Here is a 21,817-nt window from a genome sequence, read left to right on the forward strand (position 1 = left end):
AATAAAAACATAAAGTGCTAGTAAATTGCACTATGTCAGAATATTGGTTTATCTTCAGCGGTTATTGCAATAGCATAGACTCAGGTTTTAAGGCAAGGAATCATGAGGAAAAAGCATGAAACTATATGAAACGCCGAGCACTCCGAACTGTCTTCGTGTTAGCTTATTTTTAGCTGAGAAAGGGATGGATATCCCAAGAGAGATCATCGATGTTAGGGCTGGTGATAACCTTAAAGAAGACTTTTGCAAAAAAAGCGTCAACGGCCTTGTTCCGACGCTTGAACTTGATAATGGCGACTACTTGTGTGAATCGATTGCTATCTGCCGTTACTTTGAGGAAATTCATCCACACCCAGCTTTATTTGGACAATCACACCTAGAACGAGCCCAAATTGAAATGTGGCAACGAATCATTGAGCTGCAAGGCATCGTACTCATAGCGCAAGCCATTCGCAATCTTAAGCAAGTTTATAAAGACCGCGAGAACTGCATTGAAGACTGGGGATATGAAGCTTTATTACGATTTAGAAAGATACTTCCAAAAATCGAAGCTCAACTCGCTGCGCATCAGTATATTGCCGGAAGCTCATTTAGTGTTGCCGATATTAGCACCTTTATCATGCTAAAAATGGCAAGCAAAATGGAGATTGAAATTGATCAGCAGTGGCCCAGTATTCATCGTTGGCAAAAAGAAATATCTCAACGCCCTGCATTTGCGGCTCTTAGCTAAGATAAGACAAATCAACTGGCTTAGTAACAGCGCTACGCTCTTAAAGCCAGTTGATATTAGCCATTAATACTTGGGCGATAAAAATTGTTTCATGCGCTCTGAATCAGGGTTTCCGAAAACTTTCTCTGGAGTGCCCTGCTCTTCAACGATGCCTTGATGTAAAAACATCACATGTGATGAAACATCGCGAGCAAAACTCATTTCGTGAGTCACAACGGCCATAGTTCGGCCTTCATCGGCCAAATCACGCATCACTTTGAGCACATCACCAACTAGCTCTGGATCAAGCGCTGATGTTGGTTCATCAAAAAGCATCACTTCCGGGTCAACCGCCAGAGCTCGAGCAATAGCCGCTCGTTGCTGTTGCCCACCAGACATATGAGCAGGGTAATAATCTCTGCGTTCATATAATCCAACTTTATTTAACAGCTCTTTGGCGCGTTCTTCTGCTTCTTTGCGTGGCACATTTAACACATGAACAGGCGCCTGGATAATATTGTCCATCACCGTCATATGCGACCATAAGTTAAAGCTTTGAAAAACCATCGCCAACTTAGAACGAATTCGCTGAACTTGCTTTTTATCTGCCGGAACCCGTTCACCTTGGCGATTATGTTTAAATCGCAGCGCCTCGCCATGGAGCACAATGTCGCCCTTGGTTGGGACTTCGAGCAAATTAATGCAACGCAAAAACGTACTTTTACCTGACCCTGAAGAGCCGATGATTGAGATGACATCACCTTTATGTGCTGTCAAATCGATCCCTTTTAAGACTTCGTTGCTGCCAAAAACTTTATGTATCTCTTTGACCTGCAGCGCAGGAATATCACCCATATGAATAACTACCTGTGGATTATGACTATATATGCAACCTTGTTTTGCGGCTGCGAAATTACCATTGTACGGCAAAAAATACAAATAGAAACGCCGATGCGACCCAGCCAACCAATGGTGGGCAAAAAGAGCACCTATATATAAAGAAAAATCGAGAGAAAATACATTTGATATTAAAAGATGGCTAGATAATAACCAATTTAACGTGCTTCCTAGATGATAATTTTAAAAATATGGCGGAATGTGCTGGATTGTTAATCGCTTAGCGCAATTATTTATCTATATATGTAGTTAGTTTACATAATAGCGGAGGACGGTTGATCATGATCAAGTTGTGACCTCAAGCACCTTTGTACAATCTAGCCATACTTAAGAACAGCGGGTTAAGGACTAAGATTAACCAGCTTAGAAATGATGCTATTGGTCAATTTTTATCCTATCCTGCAAAAACCGGAATATTGGTTTTAGCATATTTCGTTCAGCTTATGTCGGCTGCCACCGACACTTTCTGAATGCAAGCGAATCAATTTCTTTTCTACTGATTAGTTAAAGGTAGGTATAACATGGCAGAACAAAACACTCAGGCCTGGAAAGGTTTTGTTGAGGGTGATTGGCAAAAAGAAACCAACGTTCGAGACTTCATCCAAAAAAACTACACACCTTATGAAGGGGATGAAAGTTTCCTTGCTGGTGCAACTGCAGCAACTACTGAGCTGTGGAACAATGTAATGGAAGGCATTAAAGTTGAGAACAGCACTCATGCTCCTCTTGACTTTGATACTGACAAAGCATCCACTATCACCTCTCACGATGCTGGTTATATCAACAAAGATTTAGAAAAAATTGTTGGCCTGCAAACTGAAAAACCTCTGAAACGGGCTATCATCGCGTTCGGTGGTATTCGCATGGTTGAAAACTCATGCAAAGAATATGGCCGTACTCTTGACCCTGAAGTAAAACACATCTTCACTGATTATCGTAAAACTCATAACCAAGGCGTTTTCGACGTTTACACCAGTTCAATCCGTAACTGTCGTAAAGCTGGGATCTTAACAGGTCTACCAGATGCTTATGGTCGTGGTCGTATCATCGGTGACTATCGTCGTATCGCTCTATACGGTATCGACTATCTGATGAAAGAACGTGTTAAATTACACGACTCTTTAGAACCAGAACTGTACAAAGCAACAGAAACCGGCGAAAAAATGGAAGAAGTTATCCGTCGCCGTGAAGAAATTTCTGAAGAATACCGCGCTCTGGGTCAGATTAAAGAAATGGCTGCAACTTATGGTTGCGAAATTGGCCGTCCTGCTGAAACTGCTCAAGAAGCAATCCAATGGACTTACTTCGGTTATCTGGCTGCTGTTAAATCACAAAACGGCGCTGCAATGTCATTTGGTCGTAACTCATCATTCTTCGATATCTACATCGAACGTGATATGGCTGCTGGCAAATTGACTGAAGAAGAAGCTCAGGAAATGATCGACCACGTTGTTATGAAACTTCGTATGGTTCGTTTCCTGCGTACTCCTGAATATGATGAATTGTTCTCAGGCGACCCAATCTGGGCTACTGAATCACTAGGCGGTATGGGCCTTGACGGTCGTACACTGGTTACTCGTACTTCATTCCGTTTCTTGAACACTTTGTACACCATGGGTCCTTCACCAGAACCAAACATGACTGTACTGTGGTCAGAACAGCTGCCTGAAGGTTGGAAACGTTTCTGCGCTAAAGTATCTATCGATACTTCTTCAATCCAGTATGAAAACGATGACCTGATGCGTCCTGACTTCAACAGCGATGACTATGCAATCGCATGTTGTGTATCACCAATGGTTATTGGTAAACAGATGCAGTTCTTTGGCGCTCGTGCAAACTTGGCTAAAACTCTTCTGTATACAATCAACGGTGGTATGGATGAGAAGAAAAAAATCCAAGTTGGCCCTAAAATGGACCGTATCACTAGCGAATACTTAGACTTTGATGAAGTATTCACTAAAATGGACGGCTTCATGGACTGGTTGGCTAAACAGTATGTCACCGCTTTGAACTGTATCCACTTCATGCACGATAAATACAGCTATGAAGCTTCTTTGATGGCTCTGCATGACCGTGACGTATATCGTACAATGGCATGTGGTATCGCTGGTCTGTCAGTTGCTGCTGACTCACTGTCTGCTATCAAATACGCTAAAGTTAAACCAATTCGTGACGAAGATGGTGTTGCTGTCGATTTCGAAATCGAAGGTGACTATCCTAAATTCGGTAACAACGACGAACGTGTTGACTCAATCGCTTGTGACCTGGTTGAACGGTTCATGAACAAAGTTCGTGCACTTAAAACATACCGTGGTGCAACTCCAACTCAGTCAATCCTGACCATTACTTCTAACGTTGTATATGGTAAAAAAACAGGTTCTACACCTGATGGTCGTCGCGGTGGTGCTCCATTTGCTCCTGGCGCTAACCCAATGCACGGTCGTGATGAAAAAGGTGCTGTAGCTTCACTGACTTCTGTTGGTAAACTGCCATTCTCAAGCGCTCAAGACGGTATTTCTTACACTTTCTCAATCGTTCCTAACGCTTTGGGTAAAGAAGATGACTCTCGTCGCGGTAACTTGGCTGGTCTGTTAGACGGTTACTTCCACCACGAAGAAGCTGTTGAAGGTGGTCAACACTTGAACGTGAACGTTATGAACCGTGAAATGCTGTTAGACGCTATGGAAAACCCAGACAAATATCCACAGCTGACAATTCGTGTATCTGGTTACGCCGTTCGGTTTAACTCTCTGACTCGCGAACAGCAGCAGGATGTTGTTACTCGTACCTTTACAGACCACATGTAATTGTATGAGTAACCTGATAGAATAAGTAATTATTCAGGTGCAAAAGGCCTTGCCCATATGGACAAGGCCTTTTTAATAGGAGGCTTGTTGTTATGGCACAAATTAAAGGCCGAATTCATTCAACTGAATCATGTGGCACCGTGGATGGTCCCGGGATCCGATTTGTTGTTTTTATGCAAGGCTGTTTAATGCGTTGTATGTATTGCCATAACCGCGATACGTGGGATCTACATACTGGTAAAGAAGTAACCGTTGATGATTTAATCAACGAAATGCTTCCATATAAGAGTTACATGAATGCAAGCGGCGGTGGCATCACAGCATCTGGTGGCGAAGCTATCTTGCAAGCAGAATTTATTCGTGATCTTTTCCATGCTTGTCATGAACATGGGATTAATACCTGTTTAGACACAAACGGATATGTTCGAAAACATACCGATGTTATTGATGAGCTGATAAGTGAAACCGACTTGGTTATGCTCGATTTGAAACAGGTTGATGACGAAGTTCATCAGGTTTTAACAGGCGTCAGTAACCATCGAACTTTAGATTTTGCAAAATACCTACAGCAAATTAATCAGCGAACTTGGATCCGTTATGTAGTCGTTCCAGGCTACACAGACGATGAACGTTCAGCCCGATTGCTAGGTGAGTTTATTCAAGATATGGAAAACATTGAGCGAATTGAAATGCTCCCTTACCATGTCCTTGGAGAACATAAATGGAAAGAGATGGGTGAAAAATATCCGCTTGAAGGCGTAGAAGCACCATCGAAAGAAACCATGGCTAAACTGCAAAAAATTCTCCTCGAATATAACCCTAAAGTTATCTTTTAAAATAGATCGGCTCATCTGGGCCGATTTATCTTACCTGCAACTATAAAGAAGTATTTCCCTCACTAACGCCCTGTGATGTTGACCCATTCAAGAGATTGACTAAAATAACGCGATTCCAACCAATCATTAGCGCTTATGTCTGACATTCTTATCTGCCCTCTTTGCCAACACCCTCTTCATAGCCAAAATCAACAGCTTCGCTGTGATAACAACCACTGTTTTGACAAAGCAAAAGAAGGGTATGTTAATTTGCTGAGCGTGCAATATAAACGCTCTAAAGAGCCTGGTGATAATAAGCAAATGCTTCATGACCGCCAGCAGTTTTTAGATGCCGGGCATTATCAACCACTTGCTGACAAACTCTCAGAGTTAGTCAAAGCGCTCGCTCATGGAAAAGAGATTTTAGATATCGGCTGTGGTGAAGGCTTTTACACTCACCAGCTAAAAAATGATAGCAACCAAGTTTGGGGCTGTGACATCTCAAAAGAAGGGATAAAATATGCGTCCAAGCACTACAGAAGCTGTCAGTTCATTGTCGCAAGCAACCAGCGCCTACCTTTTGCTGATGACTCTCTAGAGGTGATTACCCGGGTTTTTGCCCCGCAGCATGACACAGAAGTAACTCGCTGCCTAAAACCCCAAGGACACCTCATTGTAGCGGTTCCAGGTCCTTGGCATTTAAAACAACTTAGACAATATATCTATCCAGAACTGAGAGCGCATAATAATCAGCCTCAACTCATTGAGGGGCTTACGCTTCTAGAAAGTATTAATATTGAATACACCATGAGGCTAAATGCTGAGGATCGCCAAAGACTCATGGGAATGACGCCATTTGGCTGGAAACTCACCGACCACATCCGAGAACAATTTAAAACTGACTCAAATAACGTTGAAGCGCAGTTTACACTGCACGTCTATCAACGAAATAACTGAGATTCAGTTATGACTCACCATAAATGACAAAGCCTCGGTCAAAACGGTCAAATGCCTTACGCAAAATGTCGGCAAGTTCAATGTAACGCGGATTTTGCGCCAGTGGCTGAATCGACTCGCCAGCAAGCTTTAATTTATGGTGCAGTTCTCGGTACCAATGAGCCAATGATGGTGGCAACGATGTTTTAGAACGATGCCCTAGCCAATAATAAACATGAAACGGCGCCGATAAAAATAACACCGCAAACACAGCTGACTGAGGCAACATATGCATCTGTTGTCCTAAATAAGGTAACAACAAAGTAATAACAGCTAAAGCCGGCATCACCTTATTCACCCAAGGAATCATACTAATCACCCGATGCTCAATAAAAATTGAGGCAAGGGCTGGTTCACTGGGCCAATGTTTTGCGTAATGAACACCGTCTTTAATGGTCGTCGAAAAATCACTCATGCCTTCTCTTCCCGCCATACCATTTTTGATTTAAACCAACAAATAGTTATTTTGTTACGAAAAAACTAAATTTTACTTAAAGTTCTGTATTTATTTTACAACAAATTCGATATGATCTGATCCCGTTTTCAATATGCCGGGTAGTAACGACCATACGTTAAGTGTAGATCCTTATTTGTTACGATACTATAACGATAACAAATCTATCCGCATTCATTTATAGCGCAGTTATCAGATTCACGGAAAACCATGCATCTGACAACTGATTTATTGTTAATATTCTGGTCCAATCAACAGGAATGATCCATGAGCGAAAAGCTTGTTCTAGTGTTGAACTGTGGCAGTTCATCCCTCAAATTTGCAATCCTGAATCCTGATTCGGGAGAAGAAAAAATTACTGGTTTAGCAGAATGCTTAGGCCTTGATGATGCACGTATCGGCTGGAAAGTTCACGGCGAAAAAAGTAAAGCTGATTTAGGTGCTAAAGCCACTCACCAAGAAGCAATTGATTTCATCGTTGAAAAAATTCTCGCGAAAAACCCAGAACTTAACGAGCATATTATTGCCGTTGGTCACCGTATCGTCAGTGGTGGTGAAAAATTCACCCAGTCTGTTATTGTCGATGATGAAGTTATTAAAGGCTTAGAAGAGTGCTCTGATTTTGCACCGCTGCATAACCCACCAGCACTGGTTGGGATTAGCGCTGCAATGAAAAGCTTCCCTAACCTGAAACACGTTACTGTTTTTGATACAGCTTTCCATCAGACTATGCCTCGTAAAGCTTATCTTTACGGCTTACCTTATAAACTGTATCGCGATCATGGTATCCGTCGTTATGGCGCCCATGGGACTAGCCATCGTTATGTTGCCAATGAAGCTGCAAAAATGCTGGGCAAAGATTTAAGTGAATGTAACCTGATTACGGCTCACTTGGGCAATGGTGCATCAATCGCTGCGATTAAAAATGGCGAATGTGTTGATACCTCTATGGGACTGACACCTCTTGAAGGTGTTGTAATGGGTACTCGTAGTGGCGATATCGACCCGGCTATCATCTTCCATCTGGTGAACCGTTTAGGTTATACACTGGATGAAGTTGACCGCATGTTGACTAAAGAATCAGGCCTGTTAGGCCTTAGCGAAGAAAGCAACGATTATCGTTGGGTTGAAGAACATTCAACTGCAGGTGATGAACGTGGCGCTCGTGCTAAAGATGTATTCTGCTATCGCATTGCAAAATACATTGCATCTTATACAGCTGCCCTTGAAGGCCGTTTAGATGCAATCATCTTCACCGGTGGTATCGGTGAAAACTCAGCGCCAGCACGTACTCGTATCGTTAGCCACTTAGGTCTGCTAGGTCTTGATATTAATCAAGAAGAAAATGCTAAAGCAACGCTTGGAGCATCGGGCAAAATCTCAACCGATGACAGCCCAGCAATGTTTGTCATTCCAACCAATGAAGAGCTAGTCATCGCTCGCGATGCAACCGCCCTGGTTGAAAGCAAAAACTAATTACAACCGAAGGGACCATGAAGGTCCCTTCTTCGTTTCATCAACATATAAGTGAGGTAGAGCAGTGGCTCGCACAATTATGTTAGTACCGGTCGGTGATGGCTCTGGAGTCACCTCGGTAAGTCTTGGTATGGTCCGCGCCATGGAACGTAATGGCGTTAACGTTAACTTTTTTAAACCGATTGCACAGTCTAGTTATTTCCGTCATTCAGGTCCCGACCGTACAACCGCGATTATCTCTAACGCAACTAACATTACTCCTCCGGAACCATTTGCCGCTGAAGTTGCTGAAAACATGATCAGCGCAAACCAAGTTGATGACTTGCTCGAATTAATTGTCGCTCGCTACAATGACGGAACCAAAGGTTCTGAAGTCGTTGTCGTTGAAGGGATTGTTCCAAGCAATGCCAGCTCTTATGCCAATACCATCAACTATGGTATTGCTAAAGCATTAGATGCTGACATCGTATTTGTAACCTACCCTGGCAGCGATTCATCACAGCAACTCAAAGAACGCATGGACATTGCTGCGAACAGTTTCGGCGGGATCAACAACAAACGAATCATTGGCTGCATCATCAACAAAGTTGGTGCTCCTATTAATGAAAAACATCCAAGCCGCCCAGACCTGGCTGAAATGTTCGATAAAAATGCACCAGCAGCTTCGAATAATCTTGAAGTTCTGCAGATGTTCAGCAAAAGCCCAATGCGGATTTTAGGTTGCATTCCATGGAATCCAGCTCTTATCGCACCACGAGCTAAAGACTTAGCAGAACACTTAGGTGCCACTATCGTTAACGAAGGCGAATTAAACTCTCGTCGTCTTGGTCGTGTTACTTTCTGCGCTCGCAGCATTCCAAACATGATTGAGCACATCAAACCAGGAAGCTTGCTAGTCACATCTGGCGATCGCAGTGATGTGATCGTATCAGCTTGTCTGGCTGCAATGAATGGTGTCAAAGTTGGCGCTCTGCTCTTAACTGGTGGTTATCAGCCAGAAAAAGAAGTTATGCAGATTTGCGAACAGGCTCTTGCTACAACTGGTCTGCCTGTTATGTTGATTAACTCAAATACTTGGCAAACAGCTCTGGCAATGCAAAGCTTCAACATGGATATTCCAGTTGACGATGCAACTCGCATTGAACAGGTTCAAGACTATATCGCCGGTCACGTAGACAAACATTGGATTGAATCGCTGACTTCTGAATCAGCTCGTCCTCGTCGTCTGTCACCACCAGCTTTCCGTTATCAGTTAACTGAAATGGCTCGCAAAGCAGGTAAAACTATTGTCTTACCTGAAGGTGATGAACCTCGCACGATTAAAGCTGCTTCTATTGCCGCTGAACGTGGTATTGCTCGCTCAATTCTTTTAGGTAACCCTGAAGAAATTCAACGTATTGCAGCGCAAGAAGGTGTTAAATTGCCTGAAGGCGTAACTATCATGGATCCAAACGAAATCCGTGAACAGTATGTTGGCCCAATGTGCGAACTGCGTAAGAAAAAAGGCCTGACCGAAGTCGTTGCCCGTGAACAACTGCAAGATAACGTTGTACTCGGAACAATGATGCTGGCTGAAAGCAAAGTAGACGGCTTAGTATCTGGTGCTGTACACACAACAGCTAATACCATTCGTCCACCACTGCAGTTAATCAAAACAGCTCCTGGAGCTAATCTGGTTTCATCTATCTTCTTCATGCTGATGCCTGATCAAGTTCTGATTTATGGTGACTGTGCAATTAACCCAGACCCAACAGCAGAACAGCTGGCAGATATTGCTATCCAGTCTGCTGAATCAGCTATCGCATTTGGTGTTGAACCTCGCGTTGCTATGATCAGCTATTCAACTGGTAACTCTGGTCAAGGTGATGACGTAGATAAAGTTCGTGCAGCGACTAAATTGGCTCAAGAACGCCGTCCAGACCTGTCGATTGATGGTCCATTGCAGTATGACGCAGCAATTATGGAAAACGTTGCGAAAAGCAAAGCGCCAAACAGTCCTGTTGCCGGTAAAGCAACTGTATTTGTCTTCCCTGACTTGAACACCGGGAACACAACCTACAAAGCTGTACAGCGTAGTGCTGACCTTATCAGTATTGGTCCAATGCTGCAGGGTATGCGTAAACCTGTAAACGATTTGTCTCGTGGTGCATTAGTTGAAGATATTATCTACACAATTGCACTGACAGCGATTCAGGCATCTCAAGCTAAATAATCCACTTAAGGATTAAGGTAGAGCCGCAGCTCAATCACTTTAACGAGTGCCTAAGTTGCGGCTTTTTTGTATCTAAATACAGTACAAATTAGTCATGTTTCGGATGTAAAACTGGCTAAAAAACAGCTCTCTTTAAGATGTTCGGTTATTTAATCAACGGTTAGTGGTCAGCTACCTATTTTTTATACATCTTAAAAAGTATCTAATATTCATATAGTTAATTAATCTACCAACCTTAATCCACAATTTAATCCACAGATTTTGTGGATAATTTCATAAAAAATGGCAATTTTATTCACAATCATAGATTTTTATGAAACTCAACCATTTTCTAAAAAATCTATGTCACTTACCATCTAATAGTTAAACTTCAATTTCACAAAAAGAGGATAAGAATGAGCATGTTTTGTTATGAGTGCTAATACTCTCATGACGTGGCGGCTCAAGAAGACAAAAAAGACAGGTGACTGCAGGCAGCTGATTATGTGTACTTTATCTATAATCAACTGCCAAATGATGTGATTAGCTATCTAGTTCATCCTGATGACTTAACCAACGAGCAAAACGCTGGCCATTAGGACTTGATTCAAGAGCAATTTTCACCACCATCGTCAAAGGCACAGATAGCAGCATTCCGACGCTGCCAAAGAGCCATCCCCAAAAGATTAACGATAAAATTACAACCAGAGAGGATAATCCCAGCCCGCGCCCCATCATCTTCGGCTCAATGATATTACCAACAACCAAATTCACGATAAGATATGTCAGGGCGACACCGAGTGCATCACTAAAACCTAATTGAACGACAGCAAGTAAAACGGCTGGAATCGCTGCGATAAGCGAGCCAATGTTTGGGACAAAATTTAATATAAACGCTAAAAGGCCCCATAAAATGGCGTAATCAAGCCCCATCCACCACAACACAATGGTAATTGGTATTGCCGTAATCAGGCTGACCACGGTTTTAACGCCCATATAATGATTAACAGCTCGGGTGAACCGATAAAAGGGTGAATTTTTTCCAGCATGTCCATCTTTGGCAAGACGTTTGGGTAATGATTCGGCTTCAAATAACATAAACACCGTCGTCAGCAAAATAATGAACAGATCGGTTGCCATGCTACTTAACCCACTTAACGTATTGGCAAATACCCCAAATACCACGCCAGGGTCAAAGTAGCTACGAATCATCTCTTTGGACAGATGAATATCAAAATACCCTGCAATTTTAGTCAACCAAGATAAATGGCTCAGCAGCTGAGTGCGATACTGCGGAATCGCTTCTTTAAAATCATTAATCGACGAGCCGACAACCCCAGCAAACCCCAAAATCAATACCACTACAAAAATTAATATGAGTAATATTGCAACAACTCGAGGAATTCGCCAACGAGTCAAAGCAACTACCGCGGGGTTAGTAATAATAGCGATAAAAAAGGCGAGCAGAAAAGGTAGTAAAATTGGCGTTGCAGCCTTAAGGCCGGCCAATAACACCACCACAGAGGCACATCCCAACAAAAAGTGGGAAATAGAAGTAACAGGTTGTTCTTTTTGCATATTAGAGCTCATAAGGTGATCCAAATTAAGCCATTTATCGTTAATATAACTAAATTGACTAGGGGCTTTTGACCTTTTGTGATTCGTTTTGCGCCAATCTAAAGCGGATTTAGGCAGATAAACGTGCGAGCGTGAAGTCATTCTCCACAAAGAGCGTTTAACGCTGAATAAATCCGCCGGTGATGCAGCCCTTCAGGTTCATTTAAATGCATCATCAACTTTGGCACATGGCTTGCTTAACTTAAAAAAACACAGAATGCGTCGTGTTCATAATGCGTTTAATTTGAACAAATTCAATCCCGAAAGATCGACAGCCCTTAAGCTTAAGATAGCTCCCCCACATGATAAGGAGTATCAATGTTTTATCTTTGTAGTTTAGGAAGTAACATTACGCCCGAAGAACATGTTCCTAATGCTGTTGAAGAATTAATACACCATTTTTCAACACCGATTCGGTTTTCATCGTTTCTTTATACTAAGCCCTGCAACATAGATAGTTCTAAGCTATTTGTAAATAGCCTATTTGAATTTACAACTGAACAAAGTGCCAGCGAAGTCAAAGCCTTTTTCAATCAGCTTGAAGCAAACCATGGCCGAGACCGCACAGATCCATTGCGTAGTATCAAAGATAGAGCTCTGGATCTCGACATCATTTTTTATAGTCATCAACCAGCGACTCTCGATAAGTCCAGGGTCCCTGATTATCTTAAAGACTTGTATCAAGAGCTCAGTGCAAAACGCTCCCCCCACGGGCCTTTTTTTCGTTTTACACTTACCCGTGAGCAACTAAAGCTTGGCGACCGAGCGACCACCATCCACGGCAATACGAGCCCCAGTTAAAAACTGATTTTGCAATATCATTAATAGCGTTTGCCAAATAGGCTCGAGCCCGCCTTCACGATGCAATAAAGTCTGTTGCATAACCTGCTGTCGATGAGCCTCAACATGCTCAGGCAGAAAAAGTATCGGACCTGGTTCGATACAGTTCACCCGCACTTTAGGTGCTAATAACCGAGCATATGATTGCATCAAGCTATCTAGCCCTGATTTACTGGCGCAGTATGCTGAATATTGCTCATTGGGGTGATGAACATAAATATCCGTCATCGCGACAATACAGCCATTATCACTGTTTGCTAAGGTCTCTTTTAAGACCTCTGTAATCAGCAGTGGAACTTGCATATGTACTGCAACTAATTTAGTTAAATCTTCAGCTTGGCGCCATGGGTCACTTTGATTTGGGAAAAAGGCAGAAGCGTTATGAATTAAAACATCCAGTTGTTTAATCTTAGAAAGCTCCTCAATTAGCGCTTTTACTGAGCTAGCCTGACAAAAATCGGCCTGCAAGAGGTTTACCCCTTGGGCTCGCAATAACTCAACACTGGGGCGTTCTTGATGATAGTGGCCACTCACTGTGTAACCATTTGCCAGCAATTGACAGGCCAAATAATAGCCAAGTCGATGCCCTATTCCTGTAATAAATGCATGTTTTGTCATAAAGGTCCCTTAAATGATCACATCCATTTGCTTTAAAATATTCAATACTTGCTATTTTTGCTATGTTATATGCATGGTTCAGCTAGCGTCCACATTATGAGAATATTTATTACCGGTGGCAGTGGATTTATAGGTAGCCATCTAATTCCTCACCTACTTGCACATGGCCATCATGTGGAACTTCTAACGCGCCATCCTCTGAAAGCTTACCAGAAGTTGGGCCATCAAATTACAACACATCAACAACTTAATGATTTTAGCGATTTTAACGGCTTTGATGCCATTATAAATCTTGCCGGAGAGCCCATCGCGAATGGCCGCTGGAGTGAGCGCAAAAAACGGCGTATTTGTCAAAGCCGCTGGAAAATAACAGAGCATCTGTGTGAGCTAATTATGGCCAGTCGCTACCCGCCTGAAGTGTTTCTAAGTGGCAGCGCCATCGGTTATTACGGCGATCATCATACTCAGTTTATCTATGAAGACACCATGGCTAAGGCAGATGATTTTGCCTATCAAGTTTGTTTTCAATGGGAGCAAATCGCGTTGAGAGCGAGCAATCATACTCGTGTTTGCTTATTACGAACAGGGCTAGTACTTGGCCGTGATGGCGGGCTTATGAAACAACTCGTTAAACCATTTAAGTGTGGTTTAGGCGGCCCAATTGGCTCGGGAGAGCACTATCAAAGCTGGATCCACATCCACGATATGGTGCATGCAATTGAATATTTGCTCACCCATAAAACCTGTCAGGGTCCATTTAACTTAACTGCACCGAAACCAGTGACAAATACTCAGTTAAGTCAATCATTAGCGAGTCATCTTCACCGTCCTGCATTTATGCGGGTTCCGCAATTTGTTATCCAATTGGCACTCGGAGAGCTCAGTGAAATGGTCTTAGCCAGCCAAAGAGTTGTCCCGCAACGCCTGCAACAAGCTGGATTTACCTTTATGTTCAAAGAGCTCGATGAAGCTTTAACTGAGTTATTTCAACACCATTAGTCAAATGAACCCCAGCGAAACCATTGATTAACCCGTAATAGTCGCCGAATAAAATGGGAAACAGCCAGAGTAACCAATCCGGGCCCGACCAACAAGATGGCAATCATTACCACAATATTCGGCTGCCAAGATAAATCAAGCAGATGGGCCAGAGGCCAAGTCAAAATTTGTGAAAGTACTAGCGCTAAAACTGAGCTTAGTAACCCAAGCAAGCAAAATTCAGCCAATAAGGCTTTGCCTAAATTTTTGCGTGTGATACCTAATAGTCGCCAGACACTGACTTGTTGACGACGTTCAAATAGTGCTAGAGCCAACTGGGCATTGAGCAATAACAGCGCTGCTGCCACTAACAACAGAGCAATAAATCGTATTGCTAAGGTCAGCTGCTGCAGCAATTGCTGTGTTTGTCCTAAAATTTGTTGAATATCAATGGCACTAAAACCTGGGTCAATTTTGCGCACTGAGCCCAAAAATTCGATTGCATTATTTTTTGCATAAGCGCTTGAAATCATCATTCCTGGGTAGCCATCAAGCGCTCCGGGTGAAAATATCACAAAGAAATTTGGTTGAAATGACTGCCAGTTCACTCGTCGAATACTGCTAATAGGTAGCGTCAGTGTATCGCCATAGATGTTAAAAGTGAGTTTGTCCCCAAGTGACAGATGCATTTGTGAGGCAAAGCGCTCTGCCACTGATACACTCGGGGCTGCATCATTTTTAAACCAGTGCCCGGCAATGAGCTGATTACTCTGTGGTAGTGTTTCACTTTGTGTCAAATTAAGCTCACGACCTGGCGCTTTAGGCTCATCGGGTGAGCAATTTTGCTGACACAGCTGTTTTGCATTAATGGCGCTAAATCGCCCTCGGACCATGGTAAAAGGCTTAGATAACTTAACATGATAACGTTGAGCAATGGCCGAGAGTTGCTCTTGGCTACTTGGTTGCAAATTCACTAAAAAGTAATTGGGTGAATTATCTGGAAGCTGAGAAAGCCAACGGTTAACCAGTTGATGCTGCAAAATCCAAAGCGTAGCGGTTAATCCTATCGCAAGCGTTAACCCCAAAATGAGGCTATCAGTTGCAGGGCTTGCCCGGCGAATTTGCATCGCAGCTAATTGCCATGACTTATGCGTTGATATTTTCTTTAAGATAATGACTAGCGCCCTGCGAGCCAGCCGAACAACCAGTATACTTACCATCACGGCAATGATAAGAGAGCCAACCCAGCGCCAATTACCAATCAACACCGCCATGACCAACACGCTGAATACAAACCAGATGGTTACCAGAGGCCACCATTTAAATTTTTGATTCAGTATTTGCCGATATGGGCACTGGCGTAATTGGCGAAAAGCGGCATAAAGCATCAAAACAATGGCGATAAATGGCAGACAAGCAAGACCTAAAGCCTGTGCATGTCGCACCGAGAAATGAAGCCAAGAAGCCCCTAGAGAGCTTGTTAACGTAAATCCTACCCAAGCAATTCCACAACCAATAAGCGTTGCTGGGACAAAAACATAAATAAGCGGTAACATGAGAATCAGCAAAATACGCCGATGACTGGCGCCAAGTGTTCGCGCGACAACGACCATTCGCCGCTGCATTCGCAAGTAACCTCGCAGCGCAATAAACATGGTATAAAAGCAAAGTAGAACAATGAGCGAAACGCTTAAGCTCATCAACAATTGCGCTTTTTCAATCCAATTTGAGCTGCGAGAAGCAAATTGTCCGGCTTTGACATACTGCCAAGATGGGGCTAATTGTTTAATTTGGCCATCCAACTGAGCTAGCGCTTGCTGCGTGCCACTATAATTAACAATATATTGCACCCGTGAACCGGGTTGGATAACGTTGAGCGCGGCCAAATCAGCAAGACTTATCACCGCCTTCGGCACTAGCCAAAAAGCATGGGCCCCGGTGGATGGCTCGCTTTTAGAAACCCCTGCAACGGTTAACGTTGCATCCCCTACACTCACCCTCTCACCAGGCTTAACCGCTAGAATTGCCATCGCTTGGGGATCGAGCCAAATCTGGCCTTTGCGTAAATCTAGATTCGGCTCATGTTGCCAACTGCCGAGTAATGGAAAGGCGCTATCGGTGGCCCTAACACGCAATAGCTGCATCTTATCCCCAGCATAAACCATGGTATGAAATACCACTGAGCGGCTGGTTTTAAGCGGTAACTTTTTAAGCTCATCTGGTAATTGCACAGTTGAAGAAGAAACAATGGCACGCTGCGCCCCAAACAAAGATAGGCTTTGATGCACGAATTGTTCATCTAAACTTAACGCAAACCAACGCCCTAGCAGCATACAAGCAACCGCCAGCATCAGCGCATAACTCATCAATGAGAGCATGCCTTGGCGCCAATGTTTTACGACTTGAGCTGCGCTTAAACGCCACTGCGATAGACTCTGCTTAGGTTCGCTCATATAGTGCTCCGTGCTCAATCACATAGATATGATCACAGCGCTTAGCAAGGTTGGGGTCATGGGTTGCCAACACCAAGCCAATCTGATGCTCTTGATTCATACGAAACATCAAATCGCTCACGCGCTCGCCTGTCGTTGGGTCGAGGTTCCCAGTGGGTTCATCGGCTAACAATAACTGAGGTCGATTGATAAGCGCTCTGGCTAAAGCAACGCGCTGCTGTTCACCGCCAGATAAGTGCGCAATATCAATACTCGCTTTATCCGCCAGCCCTACCTCATCAAGTGCCTGACAGGCTTGGTTAAACGATAATGAAGAATCTTGAATAAAGCTGGCCATTTGCAAGTTATCACTGGCACTAAAGCCTGGAATTAACATAAAAGACTGAAAAACGAACCCCAAATATTGGGCTCTGAGCTGACAAAGTTTTTCATCATCAAGCCCAGCTAACGATTGGCCAAATAACTCGATATTCCCTTCATCAAACGGCTCTAGACCTGCAATCATTGCCAGTAATGATGATTTACCACATCCAGATGGCCCGGTGAGCGCAACCGATTGACCTTTTTTAACTGATAAATTAACTTGCTGATATAATTGAAAAGAAGCACCCTGACCGTCTTTCATCGACTTTGAGAGGTTTTCAATGGTTAAGATCGTAGTTTGGTTCATCAGCTGCACCTTAATGTTATGGAATATCCAAGCATATGCTGCAACAACCACCCTATTAATTTTAGGAGATAGCCTCAGTGCCGGACATCGCATGAATACCAGCCAGTCGTGGCCAACGCTGTTGCAAGAAAAACTTCCCAACGTTCAGATTATTAATGCCAGCAGCAGTGGTGAAACCAGTAGCGGCGGAGCACGCCGTTTACCAGCACTGTTAGTTAAATACCACCCGAACTGGTGTCTTTTAGAACTAGGCGGTAACGATGGCTTACAAGGGTTACCCCCCAAATTTTTAAAAACACAACTTACGAATATGATTCAGCAATCTATGCAAGCGCAATGTCGAGTGATTTTAAGTGAAATCAAAATTCCGCCCAACTATGGCAAACGCTATAGCGAATCATTTAATCAAGTTTATCATCAATTAGCACAACAGTTTAAATTACCATTAATGCCTTTTTTTGTTGAACCGATTTATCAAGAAAAAGAAATGATGCAGGCCGATGGGATCCATCCGAGTGTCAAAGCACAGCCGATTATTGCCAGTGAAGTGGCTAAATTCTTAAAACCAATCTTGGGAAAAAATAAGTAGGATTTGGTGGAGCTAAGCGGGATCGAACCGCTGACCTCTTGCATGCCATGCAAGCGCTCTCCCAGCTGAGCTATAGCCCCAAATACCGATGGGAAGGTGCAAAAACTAGCAGTTTAATTGGTGGAGCTAGGCGGGATCGAACCGCCGACCTCTTGCATGCCATGCAAGCGCTCTCCCAGCTGAGCTATAGCCCCAATCTGACGAGCTAGTTTTTTAGTGCGAGGCGCATTTTATGGTTGGGGCCTCAAGCTGTCAAGCCTTTAGCTTTGGTTTTTACTATTTGTGCAAAATCACACCGGAATTTATTGCAAAATGCCTAAATTAACACCAAAACGATGCTAATTTAACCAGCCCCTAACATTAAAAATTACACCATAATTCAATGCATTGTCATTAAACGGTCAAACCTATTTGTTACACATAAAATGACAATAACAACAAAATTGGATTTCATGATGGACCAACAGGGAAGTTTAGAGCAATTAATCAGCCAAATTATCATTGACCGTGATATTCACACCGTATTTCAACCCATTTGGAACCATCTACACCATCAAATTATTGGCTATGAAGCTCTGACTCGTGGCCCTCAACACTCATTGTTGCGAAACCCACTGAAGCTCTTAGAGACGGCCTATCAAGTAAATCAAGGAATTGAATTAGAATGGCTATTAGCCGAACAGGCCATTAACCGCGCCCAGAAAATTGAACTCAGCGGCAGACTTTTTCTAAACCTCTCGCCACGGGCTTTGCTTGATGATTTACCCAAGAGTTTGAGTACACTTTTAAAATGGCAACAATTAGTACCATTGGTGATTGAAATTACCGAGTCATTTCGACTCGTATTTACGCCGCAATGCCAGCAATTTTATGCCACCCTTCGTGAACATAATATTCAATTGGCCTTGGATGATTTTGGCAGTGGATATGCCAGCATTCAAAGTCTGCTTCAGTTACTACCAGATTATTTAAAGCTTGATGGTTTTTTCGCCAACAACATGTTGGAAAATTTACATACAACAGCCGCTATCGAACAAACGGTCTCGTTAGCTGAGCAGTTAAAGACCACTATTATTGCCGAAGGCATTGAAACACTCGAGCAACTTGAGCTGATTACCAATTTAAACATATTCTTACTGCAAGGCTACTTTATCCAAAAGCCAGCTCCGACGCCAATGCCTTTAGATCATCTGCAAAAGCTTCAAATGCCTACCAGTGATGAACCCTATACCGCCGCTTCACTGCTGCATAAAGTAGCAGCTATCCGTCCAGAGCTACCATCGCATCAACTCTTAGAACAGATGCGAAAAGAACCTCTAATGGACTATCTTGCGGTCGTTGACAAACACAATAGAGTCATTGGCAGCATTAGTCGAGAACAGCTATTAGAGAGACTCTCAGGGCCGTTTGGGCACTCTTTAAATCAGCACACTTGTGTCGGCGATATTATGAATAGCCAACCAGTTGTAGTTGAAAATAATTGGCCGCTATCCGATGTCGGCTATAAATTAAGTAATGCTAAAAAGGATGACTTAGAAGGCATTTTTATTATTACTCACCACGGGGAATATCAAGGCCTTGGGTATGCTCTAGAGTTACTTCGGCGCCTATCTGACTACAAACTACAATTAGCGCGCTATGCCAATCCGCTGACCTTATTGCCAGGAAATGTCCCTTTACATCGAACTTTACAGAATCTACTTGTTCAAGCAGAACCCTTTTCAGTTGCCTATTTTGATTTGAACCATTTTAAACCGTTCAATGACTATTGTGGTTATGAACGCGGGGATCAGATGATTCAGTTAGTCGCGCAACTGTTAAGGCAATACCTGCGCTTACATGCACGCTTTGTTGGCCATGTGGGTGGGGATGACTTCATCGTAGTTTTTACTAAACCCCGTTCACAATGGGAATTAGCTATCCGACAAATGTTACAAGCTTTTGCCAATCGCTCTACTACGCTTTATCGCCAAGAAGACGTGTTACATGGTGGGATTATTACTCGCGATAGAAACGGAGAAGAAAAATTCTTCCCCTTAACACAGTTGGCCTGCGGCGTCACATATTGGGATAATCACTTAGAGGCATCGCTTGAAAAGATAAGTGAAATGGCCAGTTTAGCTAAAAAACAGGCCAAATTATCACCGGGCAATATCTACTATTTAACCCAAAGCTGTATGCTCAGCGTTTAAGCAATATTAAAAAAATGAGCCAGCCCTTTGGCTATTCCTTCATTTTCATTATCGTCAGTTACATAATCAGCAACTGCTTTTAATGGCTCGACGGCATTGCCCATAGCTACACCAACGCCAGCGAGTTTAATCATACTCATATCATTGCCGTTATCACCAAAGGCAATCGCTTCTGATGGGTCAATTTGCCAATCATTTAATAAGTTAGCTAGTTGGTTACCTTTGGTGTTGCCAGCTGCTGACAAATCGACACGATTAGACCAAGACCATTCACAACTAAGTGGCAATTTAGTTTCAATCTCAGAGATTTTAGAGTGAATAAAATCAGTATCATCACCCGTTGCGACAAACTTCCAGATAGTTTCGCCACTGGCGACGATTTTGGCCAAATCAGCTTGACGCATGACCGGGCGCAGCTCAGGGGCTAAAGTTTGTGCCCATGCTTGTAAACCAGCGATATTGTCATCAACACGTTGGTAATTCATCGCATCAGTGGTGTACATCAGCATATTAATTGAGTCGTGATCCATAAAATCAACGATTTGAGTCGCGACATCATGCGCTATCGGATTACCGTGGATCACACAGTCATTTTTAAAATCATAAAGATAAGTACCGTTGCAACAAACAACAGGAGTATCTAATCCCAGCTGATGATGATAAGCGCGAACCGCGACATGATGCCGCCCTGTTACAATAACCACTTTTACACCCTGCTGACGAATCTGTTCAATCGCGCGTACTGACTGTTCAGTAATCTCACGACGCGAATTGATAAGAGTCCCATCGAGATCAAACGCGACTACTTTATAACTCATAGATAAACTCCACATCCCATTTTAGTTGCAAATTTTTACTGCTAACCATACCTTGTTTATTACCATTAAGCGACAAAAGTCACAAAACTATGCTCGATCTGTCCGAATATAAAGCTCTTATTTTTGACCTAGACGGCACCTTGGTCAACTCAATGCCTGCCCATCTTGAAGCTTGGCAACATGCCAGCCAAATTCACCATTTTCCTTTTGATAAAACCTGGTTAGGTAGCAAAGGTGGCATGCCATCACGCAACATTGTCAAACTCATCAATGATCGTTATGAGCTCACATTAGACCCAGAGCAAGTCAGTCAGACAAAAGCACAGCATTTTGCCACAATCCGTGACCACTGCGAACTTATTCCCGCCACAGCTAAACTGCTTTGTGATTACTACAACAAGAAAAAAATCGCGATTGGTACGGGCAGCCAACGAGAAAACGCCTTAAAACTTCTGCAAGGCAAATCAATAGAACACTGCTTTGATGTACTTATAAGTGCCAACGATGTTAGTGAACATAAGCCGCATCCAGCAACATTTTTAGCTGCAGCCAAAGCGCTCGGGGTATCCCCTAAACAATGCGTTGTTTTTGAAGATGCCGAGCTTGGTTTTGAAGCCGCTCATCGCGCTGGCATGGCGCTGATAAAAGTAGATAAAAATGGCCAACTTCAATCTGAAAACGCATAAAAAAAGCGGCC

The 21,817-nt window shown here is 43.1% G+C and carries 18 protein-coding genes and 2 tRNA genes; 11 read left to right on the top strand and 9 right to left on the bottom strand.

From position 1 onward, the window contains the following. Positions 1-115: 115 nt before the first annotated feature. On the top strand, positions 116-730 hold the full coding sequence (locus tag ABTQ23_RS09550) for a glutathione S-transferase family protein (protein ID WP_408615480.1): 615 nt from the start codon (positions 116-118) through the stop codon (positions 728-730). A 63-nt stretch (positions 731-793) separates the two neighbouring features. Here the strand turns inward: ABTQ23_RS09550 and ABTQ23_RS09555 are convergent, their stop codons facing one another. Further along, complete coding sequence (locus tag ABTQ23_RS09555; RefSeq protein ID WP_408615481.1) at positions 794-1,564, bottom strand: ABC transporter ATP-binding protein; 771 nt, start codon at positions 1,562-1,564, stop codon at positions 794-796. A gap of 563 nt (positions 1,565-2,127) precedes the next feature. Here ABTQ23_RS09555 and pflB point away from each other — a divergent pair. The 3 genes from pflB to rlmA all read left to right on the top strand — a co-directional run bounded on the left by pflB (position 2,128) and on the right by rlmA (position 6,185). Further along, entirely contained in the window at positions 2,128-4,413 is a 2,286-nt protein-coding gene (gene pflB, locus ABTQ23_RS09560; protein ID WP_408615482.1) for a formate C-acetyltransferase, read from the top strand. A gap of 92 nt (positions 4,414-4,505) precedes the next feature. Next, positions 4,506-5,249 (top strand): pyruvate formate lyase 1-activating protein, encoded by a 744-nt coding sequence (gene pflA / locus ABTQ23_RS09565; RefSeq protein WP_408615483.1) that lies wholly within the window; start codon positions 4,506-4,508, stop codon positions 5,247-5,249. 135 nt (positions 5,250-5,384) lie between these two features. Further along, positions 5,385-6,185 carry a 23S rRNA (guanine(745)-N(1))-methyltransferase gene (gene rlmA, locus ABTQ23_RS09570; protein ID WP_408615484.1) on the top strand — a complete coding sequence of 267 codons (801 nt, stop codon included), beginning with the start codon at positions 5,385-5,387 and terminating at the stop codon, positions 6,183-6,185. Positions 6,186-6,192: 7 nt separating this feature from the next. Here the strand turns inward: rlmA and yfbV are convergent, their stop codons facing one another. Further along, positions 6,193-6,639: a terminus macrodomain insulation protein YfbV gene (yfbV, locus tag ABTQ23_RS09575; protein WP_408615485.1), complete on the bottom strand. Its 447-nt coding sequence runs from the start codon at positions 6,637-6,639 to the stop codon at positions 6,193-6,195. A gap of 306 nt (positions 6,640-6,945) precedes the next feature. Here yfbV and ABTQ23_RS09580 point away from each other — a divergent pair, with 306 nt between their 5' ends. Together ABTQ23_RS09580 and pta are read left to right on the top strand one after the other, a co-directional pair. Then, a complete protein-coding gene (locus ABTQ23_RS09580) occupies positions 6,946-8,154 on the top strand; it encodes an acetate kinase (RefSeq protein ID WP_408615486.1) in 1,209 nt (402 codons plus the stop codon). Positions 8,155-8,233: 79 nt separating this feature from the next. Further along, positions 8,234-10,366, top strand: coding sequence for a phosphate acetyltransferase (gene pta, locus ABTQ23_RS09585; protein WP_408615526.1), 2,133 nt, complete (start codon positions 8,234-8,236; stop codon positions 10,364-10,366). A 522-nt stretch (positions 10,367-10,888) separates the two neighbouring features. Here the strand turns inward: pta and ABTQ23_RS09590 are convergent. Next, a complete protein-coding gene (locus ABTQ23_RS09590; RefSeq protein WP_408615487.1) occupies positions 10,889-11,923 on the bottom strand; it encodes an AI-2E family transporter in 1,035 nt (344 codons plus the stop codon). 357 nt (positions 11,924-12,280) lie between these two features. Here ABTQ23_RS09590 and ABTQ23_RS09595 point away from each other — a divergent pair, with 357 nt between their 5' ends. Next, positions 12,281-12,763, top strand: a complete 483-nt coding sequence (locus tag ABTQ23_RS09595; protein ID WP_408615488.1) for a 2-amino-4-hydroxy-6-hydroxymethyldihydropteridine diphosphokinase — start codon at positions 12,281-12,283, stop codon at positions 12,761-12,763. On the opposite strand, the gene ABTQ23_RS09600 is transcribed toward ABTQ23_RS09595, so the two are convergent. Then, positions 12,710-13,420: an SDR family oxidoreductase gene (locus ABTQ23_RS09600; protein ID WP_408615489.1), complete on the bottom strand. Its 711-nt coding sequence runs from the start codon at positions 13,418-13,420 to the stop codon at positions 12,710-12,712. The two genes, ABTQ23_RS09595 and ABTQ23_RS09600, sit on opposite strands and share 54 nt — an antisense overlap. Before the next feature lie 96 nt (positions 13,421-13,516). Here ABTQ23_RS09600 and ABTQ23_RS09605 point away from each other — a divergent pair, with 96 nt between their 5' ends. Further along, entirely contained in the window at positions 13,517-14,419 is a 903-nt protein-coding gene (locus tag ABTQ23_RS09605; protein ID WP_408615490.1) for a TIGR01777 family oxidoreductase, read from the top strand. Here the strand turns inward: ABTQ23_RS09605 and ABTQ23_RS09610 are convergent. Both ABTQ23_RS09610 and ABTQ23_RS09615 read right to left on the bottom strand, forming a co-directional pair. Beyond that, entirely contained in the window at positions 14,416-16,851 is a 2,436-nt protein-coding gene (locus ABTQ23_RS09610; RefSeq protein WP_408615491.1) for an ABC transporter permease, read from the bottom strand. The genes ABTQ23_RS09605 and ABTQ23_RS09610 overlap by 4 nt on opposite strands. Beyond that, the gene (locus ABTQ23_RS09615; RefSeq protein ID WP_408615492.1) at positions 16,838-17,521 is read right to left on the bottom strand and encodes an ABC transporter ATP-binding protein; all 684 of its coding nucleotides are present in this window, start codon (positions 17,519-17,521) and stop codon (positions 16,838-16,840) included. The genes ABTQ23_RS09610 and ABTQ23_RS09615 overlap by 14 nt, the downstream gene beginning before the upstream one ends. On the opposite strand from ABTQ23_RS09615, the gene ABTQ23_RS09620 reads away from it, so the two are divergent. Next, positions 17,496-18,110 (top strand): arylesterase, encoded by a 615-nt coding sequence (locus ABTQ23_RS09620; protein WP_408615493.1) that lies wholly within the window; start codon positions 17,496-17,498, stop codon positions 18,108-18,110. The genes ABTQ23_RS09615 and ABTQ23_RS09620 overlap by 26 nt on opposite strands. A 4-nt stretch (positions 18,111-18,114) precedes the next feature. Here ABTQ23_RS09620 and ABTQ23_RS09625 read toward each other — a convergent pair. Both ABTQ23_RS09625 and ABTQ23_RS09630 read right to left on the bottom strand, forming a co-directional pair. After that, positions 18,115-18,190, bottom strand: a tRNA-Ala gene (locus ABTQ23_RS09625). A 38-nt stretch (positions 18,191-18,228) separates the two neighbouring features. Further along, a tRNA-Ala gene (locus ABTQ23_RS09630) sits at positions 18,229-18,304 on the bottom strand. Between the two features lie 258 nt (positions 18,305-18,562). Here ABTQ23_RS09630 and ABTQ23_RS09635 point away from each other — a divergent pair. Then, on the top strand, positions 18,563-20,302 hold the full coding sequence (locus ABTQ23_RS09635; RefSeq protein WP_408615494.1) for an EAL domain-containing protein: 1,740 nt from the start codon (positions 18,563-18,565) through the stop codon (positions 20,300-20,302). Here ABTQ23_RS09635 and ABTQ23_RS09640 read toward each other — a convergent pair. Beyond that, complete coding sequence (locus ABTQ23_RS09640; RefSeq protein WP_408615495.1) at positions 20,299-21,120, bottom strand: pyridoxal phosphatase; 822 nt, start codon at positions 21,118-21,120, stop codon at positions 20,299-20,301. The genes ABTQ23_RS09635 and ABTQ23_RS09640 overlap by 4 nt on opposite strands. Before the next feature lie 89 nt (positions 21,121-21,209). Here ABTQ23_RS09640 and ABTQ23_RS09645 point away from each other — a divergent pair, with 89 nt between their 5' ends. Continuing rightward, entirely contained in the window at positions 21,210-21,806 is a 597-nt protein-coding gene (locus ABTQ23_RS09645; protein ID WP_408615496.1) for an HAD family hydrolase, read from the top strand. The last annotated feature ends 11 nt before the right edge of the window (positions 21,807-21,817 follow it).

The organism is Celerinatantimonas sediminis, from assembly GCF_046054195.1.
Lineage (GTDB): Bacteria > Pseudomonadota > Gammaproteobacteria > Enterobacterales > Celerinatantimonadaceae > Celerinatantimonas.

Excerpts from the sequence above, each read along its gene's own strand:
- ABTQ23_RS09550 (WP_408615480.1), top strand. The coding sequence starts at position 116 with ATGAAACTATATGAAACGCCGAGCACTCCGAACTGTCTTCGTGTTAGC.
- ABTQ23_RS09555 (WP_408615481.1), bottom strand. The coding sequence starts at position 1,564 with ATGGGTGATATTCCTGCGCTGCAGGTCAAAGAGATACATAAAGTTTTT.
- pflB (WP_408615482.1), top strand. The coding sequence starts at position 2,128 with ATGGCAGAACAAAACACTCAGGCCTGGAAAGGTTTTGTTGAGGGTGAT.
- pflA (WP_408615483.1), top strand. The coding sequence starts at position 4,506 with ATGGCACAAATTAAAGGCCGAATTCATTCAACTGAATCATGTGGCACC.
- rlmA (WP_408615484.1), top strand. The coding sequence starts at position 5,385 with ATGTCTGACATTCTTATCTGCCCTCTTTGCCAACACCCTCTTCATAGC.
- yfbV (WP_408615485.1), bottom strand. The coding sequence starts at position 6,639 with ATGAGTGATTTTTCGACGACCATTAAAGACGGTGTTCATTACGCAAAA.
- ABTQ23_RS09580 (WP_408615486.1), top strand. The coding sequence starts at position 6,946 with ATGAGCGAAAAGCTTGTTCTAGTGTTGAACTGTGGCAGTTCATCCCTC.
- pta (WP_408615526.1), top strand. The coding sequence starts at position 8,234 with ATGTTAGTACCGGTCGGTGATGGCTCTGGAGTCACCTCGGTAAGTCTT.
- ABTQ23_RS09590 (WP_408615487.1), bottom strand. The coding sequence starts at position 11,923 with ATGCAAAAAGAACAACCTGTTACTTCTATTTCCCACTTTTTGTTGGGA.
- ABTQ23_RS09595 (WP_408615488.1), top strand. The coding sequence starts at position 12,281 with ATGTTTTATCTTTGTAGTTTAGGAAGTAACATTACGCCCGAAGAACAT.
- ABTQ23_RS09600 (WP_408615489.1), bottom strand. The coding sequence starts at position 13,420 with ATGACAAAACATGCATTTATTACAGGAATAGGGCATCGACTTGGCTAT.
- ABTQ23_RS09605 (WP_408615490.1), top strand. The coding sequence starts at position 13,517 with ATGAGAATATTTATTACCGGTGGCAGTGGATTTATAGGTAGCCATCTA.
- ABTQ23_RS09610 (WP_408615491.1), bottom strand. The coding sequence starts at position 16,851 with ATGAGCGAACCTAAGCAGAGTCTATCGCAGTGGCGTTTAAGCGCAGCT.
- ABTQ23_RS09620 (WP_408615493.1), top strand. The coding sequence starts at position 17,496 with ATGGTTAAGATCGTAGTTTGGTTCATCAGCTGCACCTTAATGTTATGG.
- ABTQ23_RS09615 (WP_408615492.1), bottom strand. The coding sequence starts at position 17,521 with ATGAACCAAACTACGATCTTAACCATTGAAAACCTCTCAAAGTCGATG.
- ABTQ23_RS09635 (WP_408615494.1), top strand. The coding sequence starts at position 18,563 with ATGATGGACCAACAGGGAAGTTTAGAGCAATTAATCAGCCAAATTATC.
- ABTQ23_RS09640 (WP_408615495.1), bottom strand. The coding sequence starts at position 21,120 with ATGAGTTATAAAGTAGTCGCGTTTGATCTCGATGGGACTCTTATCAAT.
- ABTQ23_RS09645 (WP_408615496.1), top strand. The coding sequence starts at position 21,210 with ATGCTCGATCTGTCCGAATATAAAGCTCTTATTTTTGACCTAGACGGC.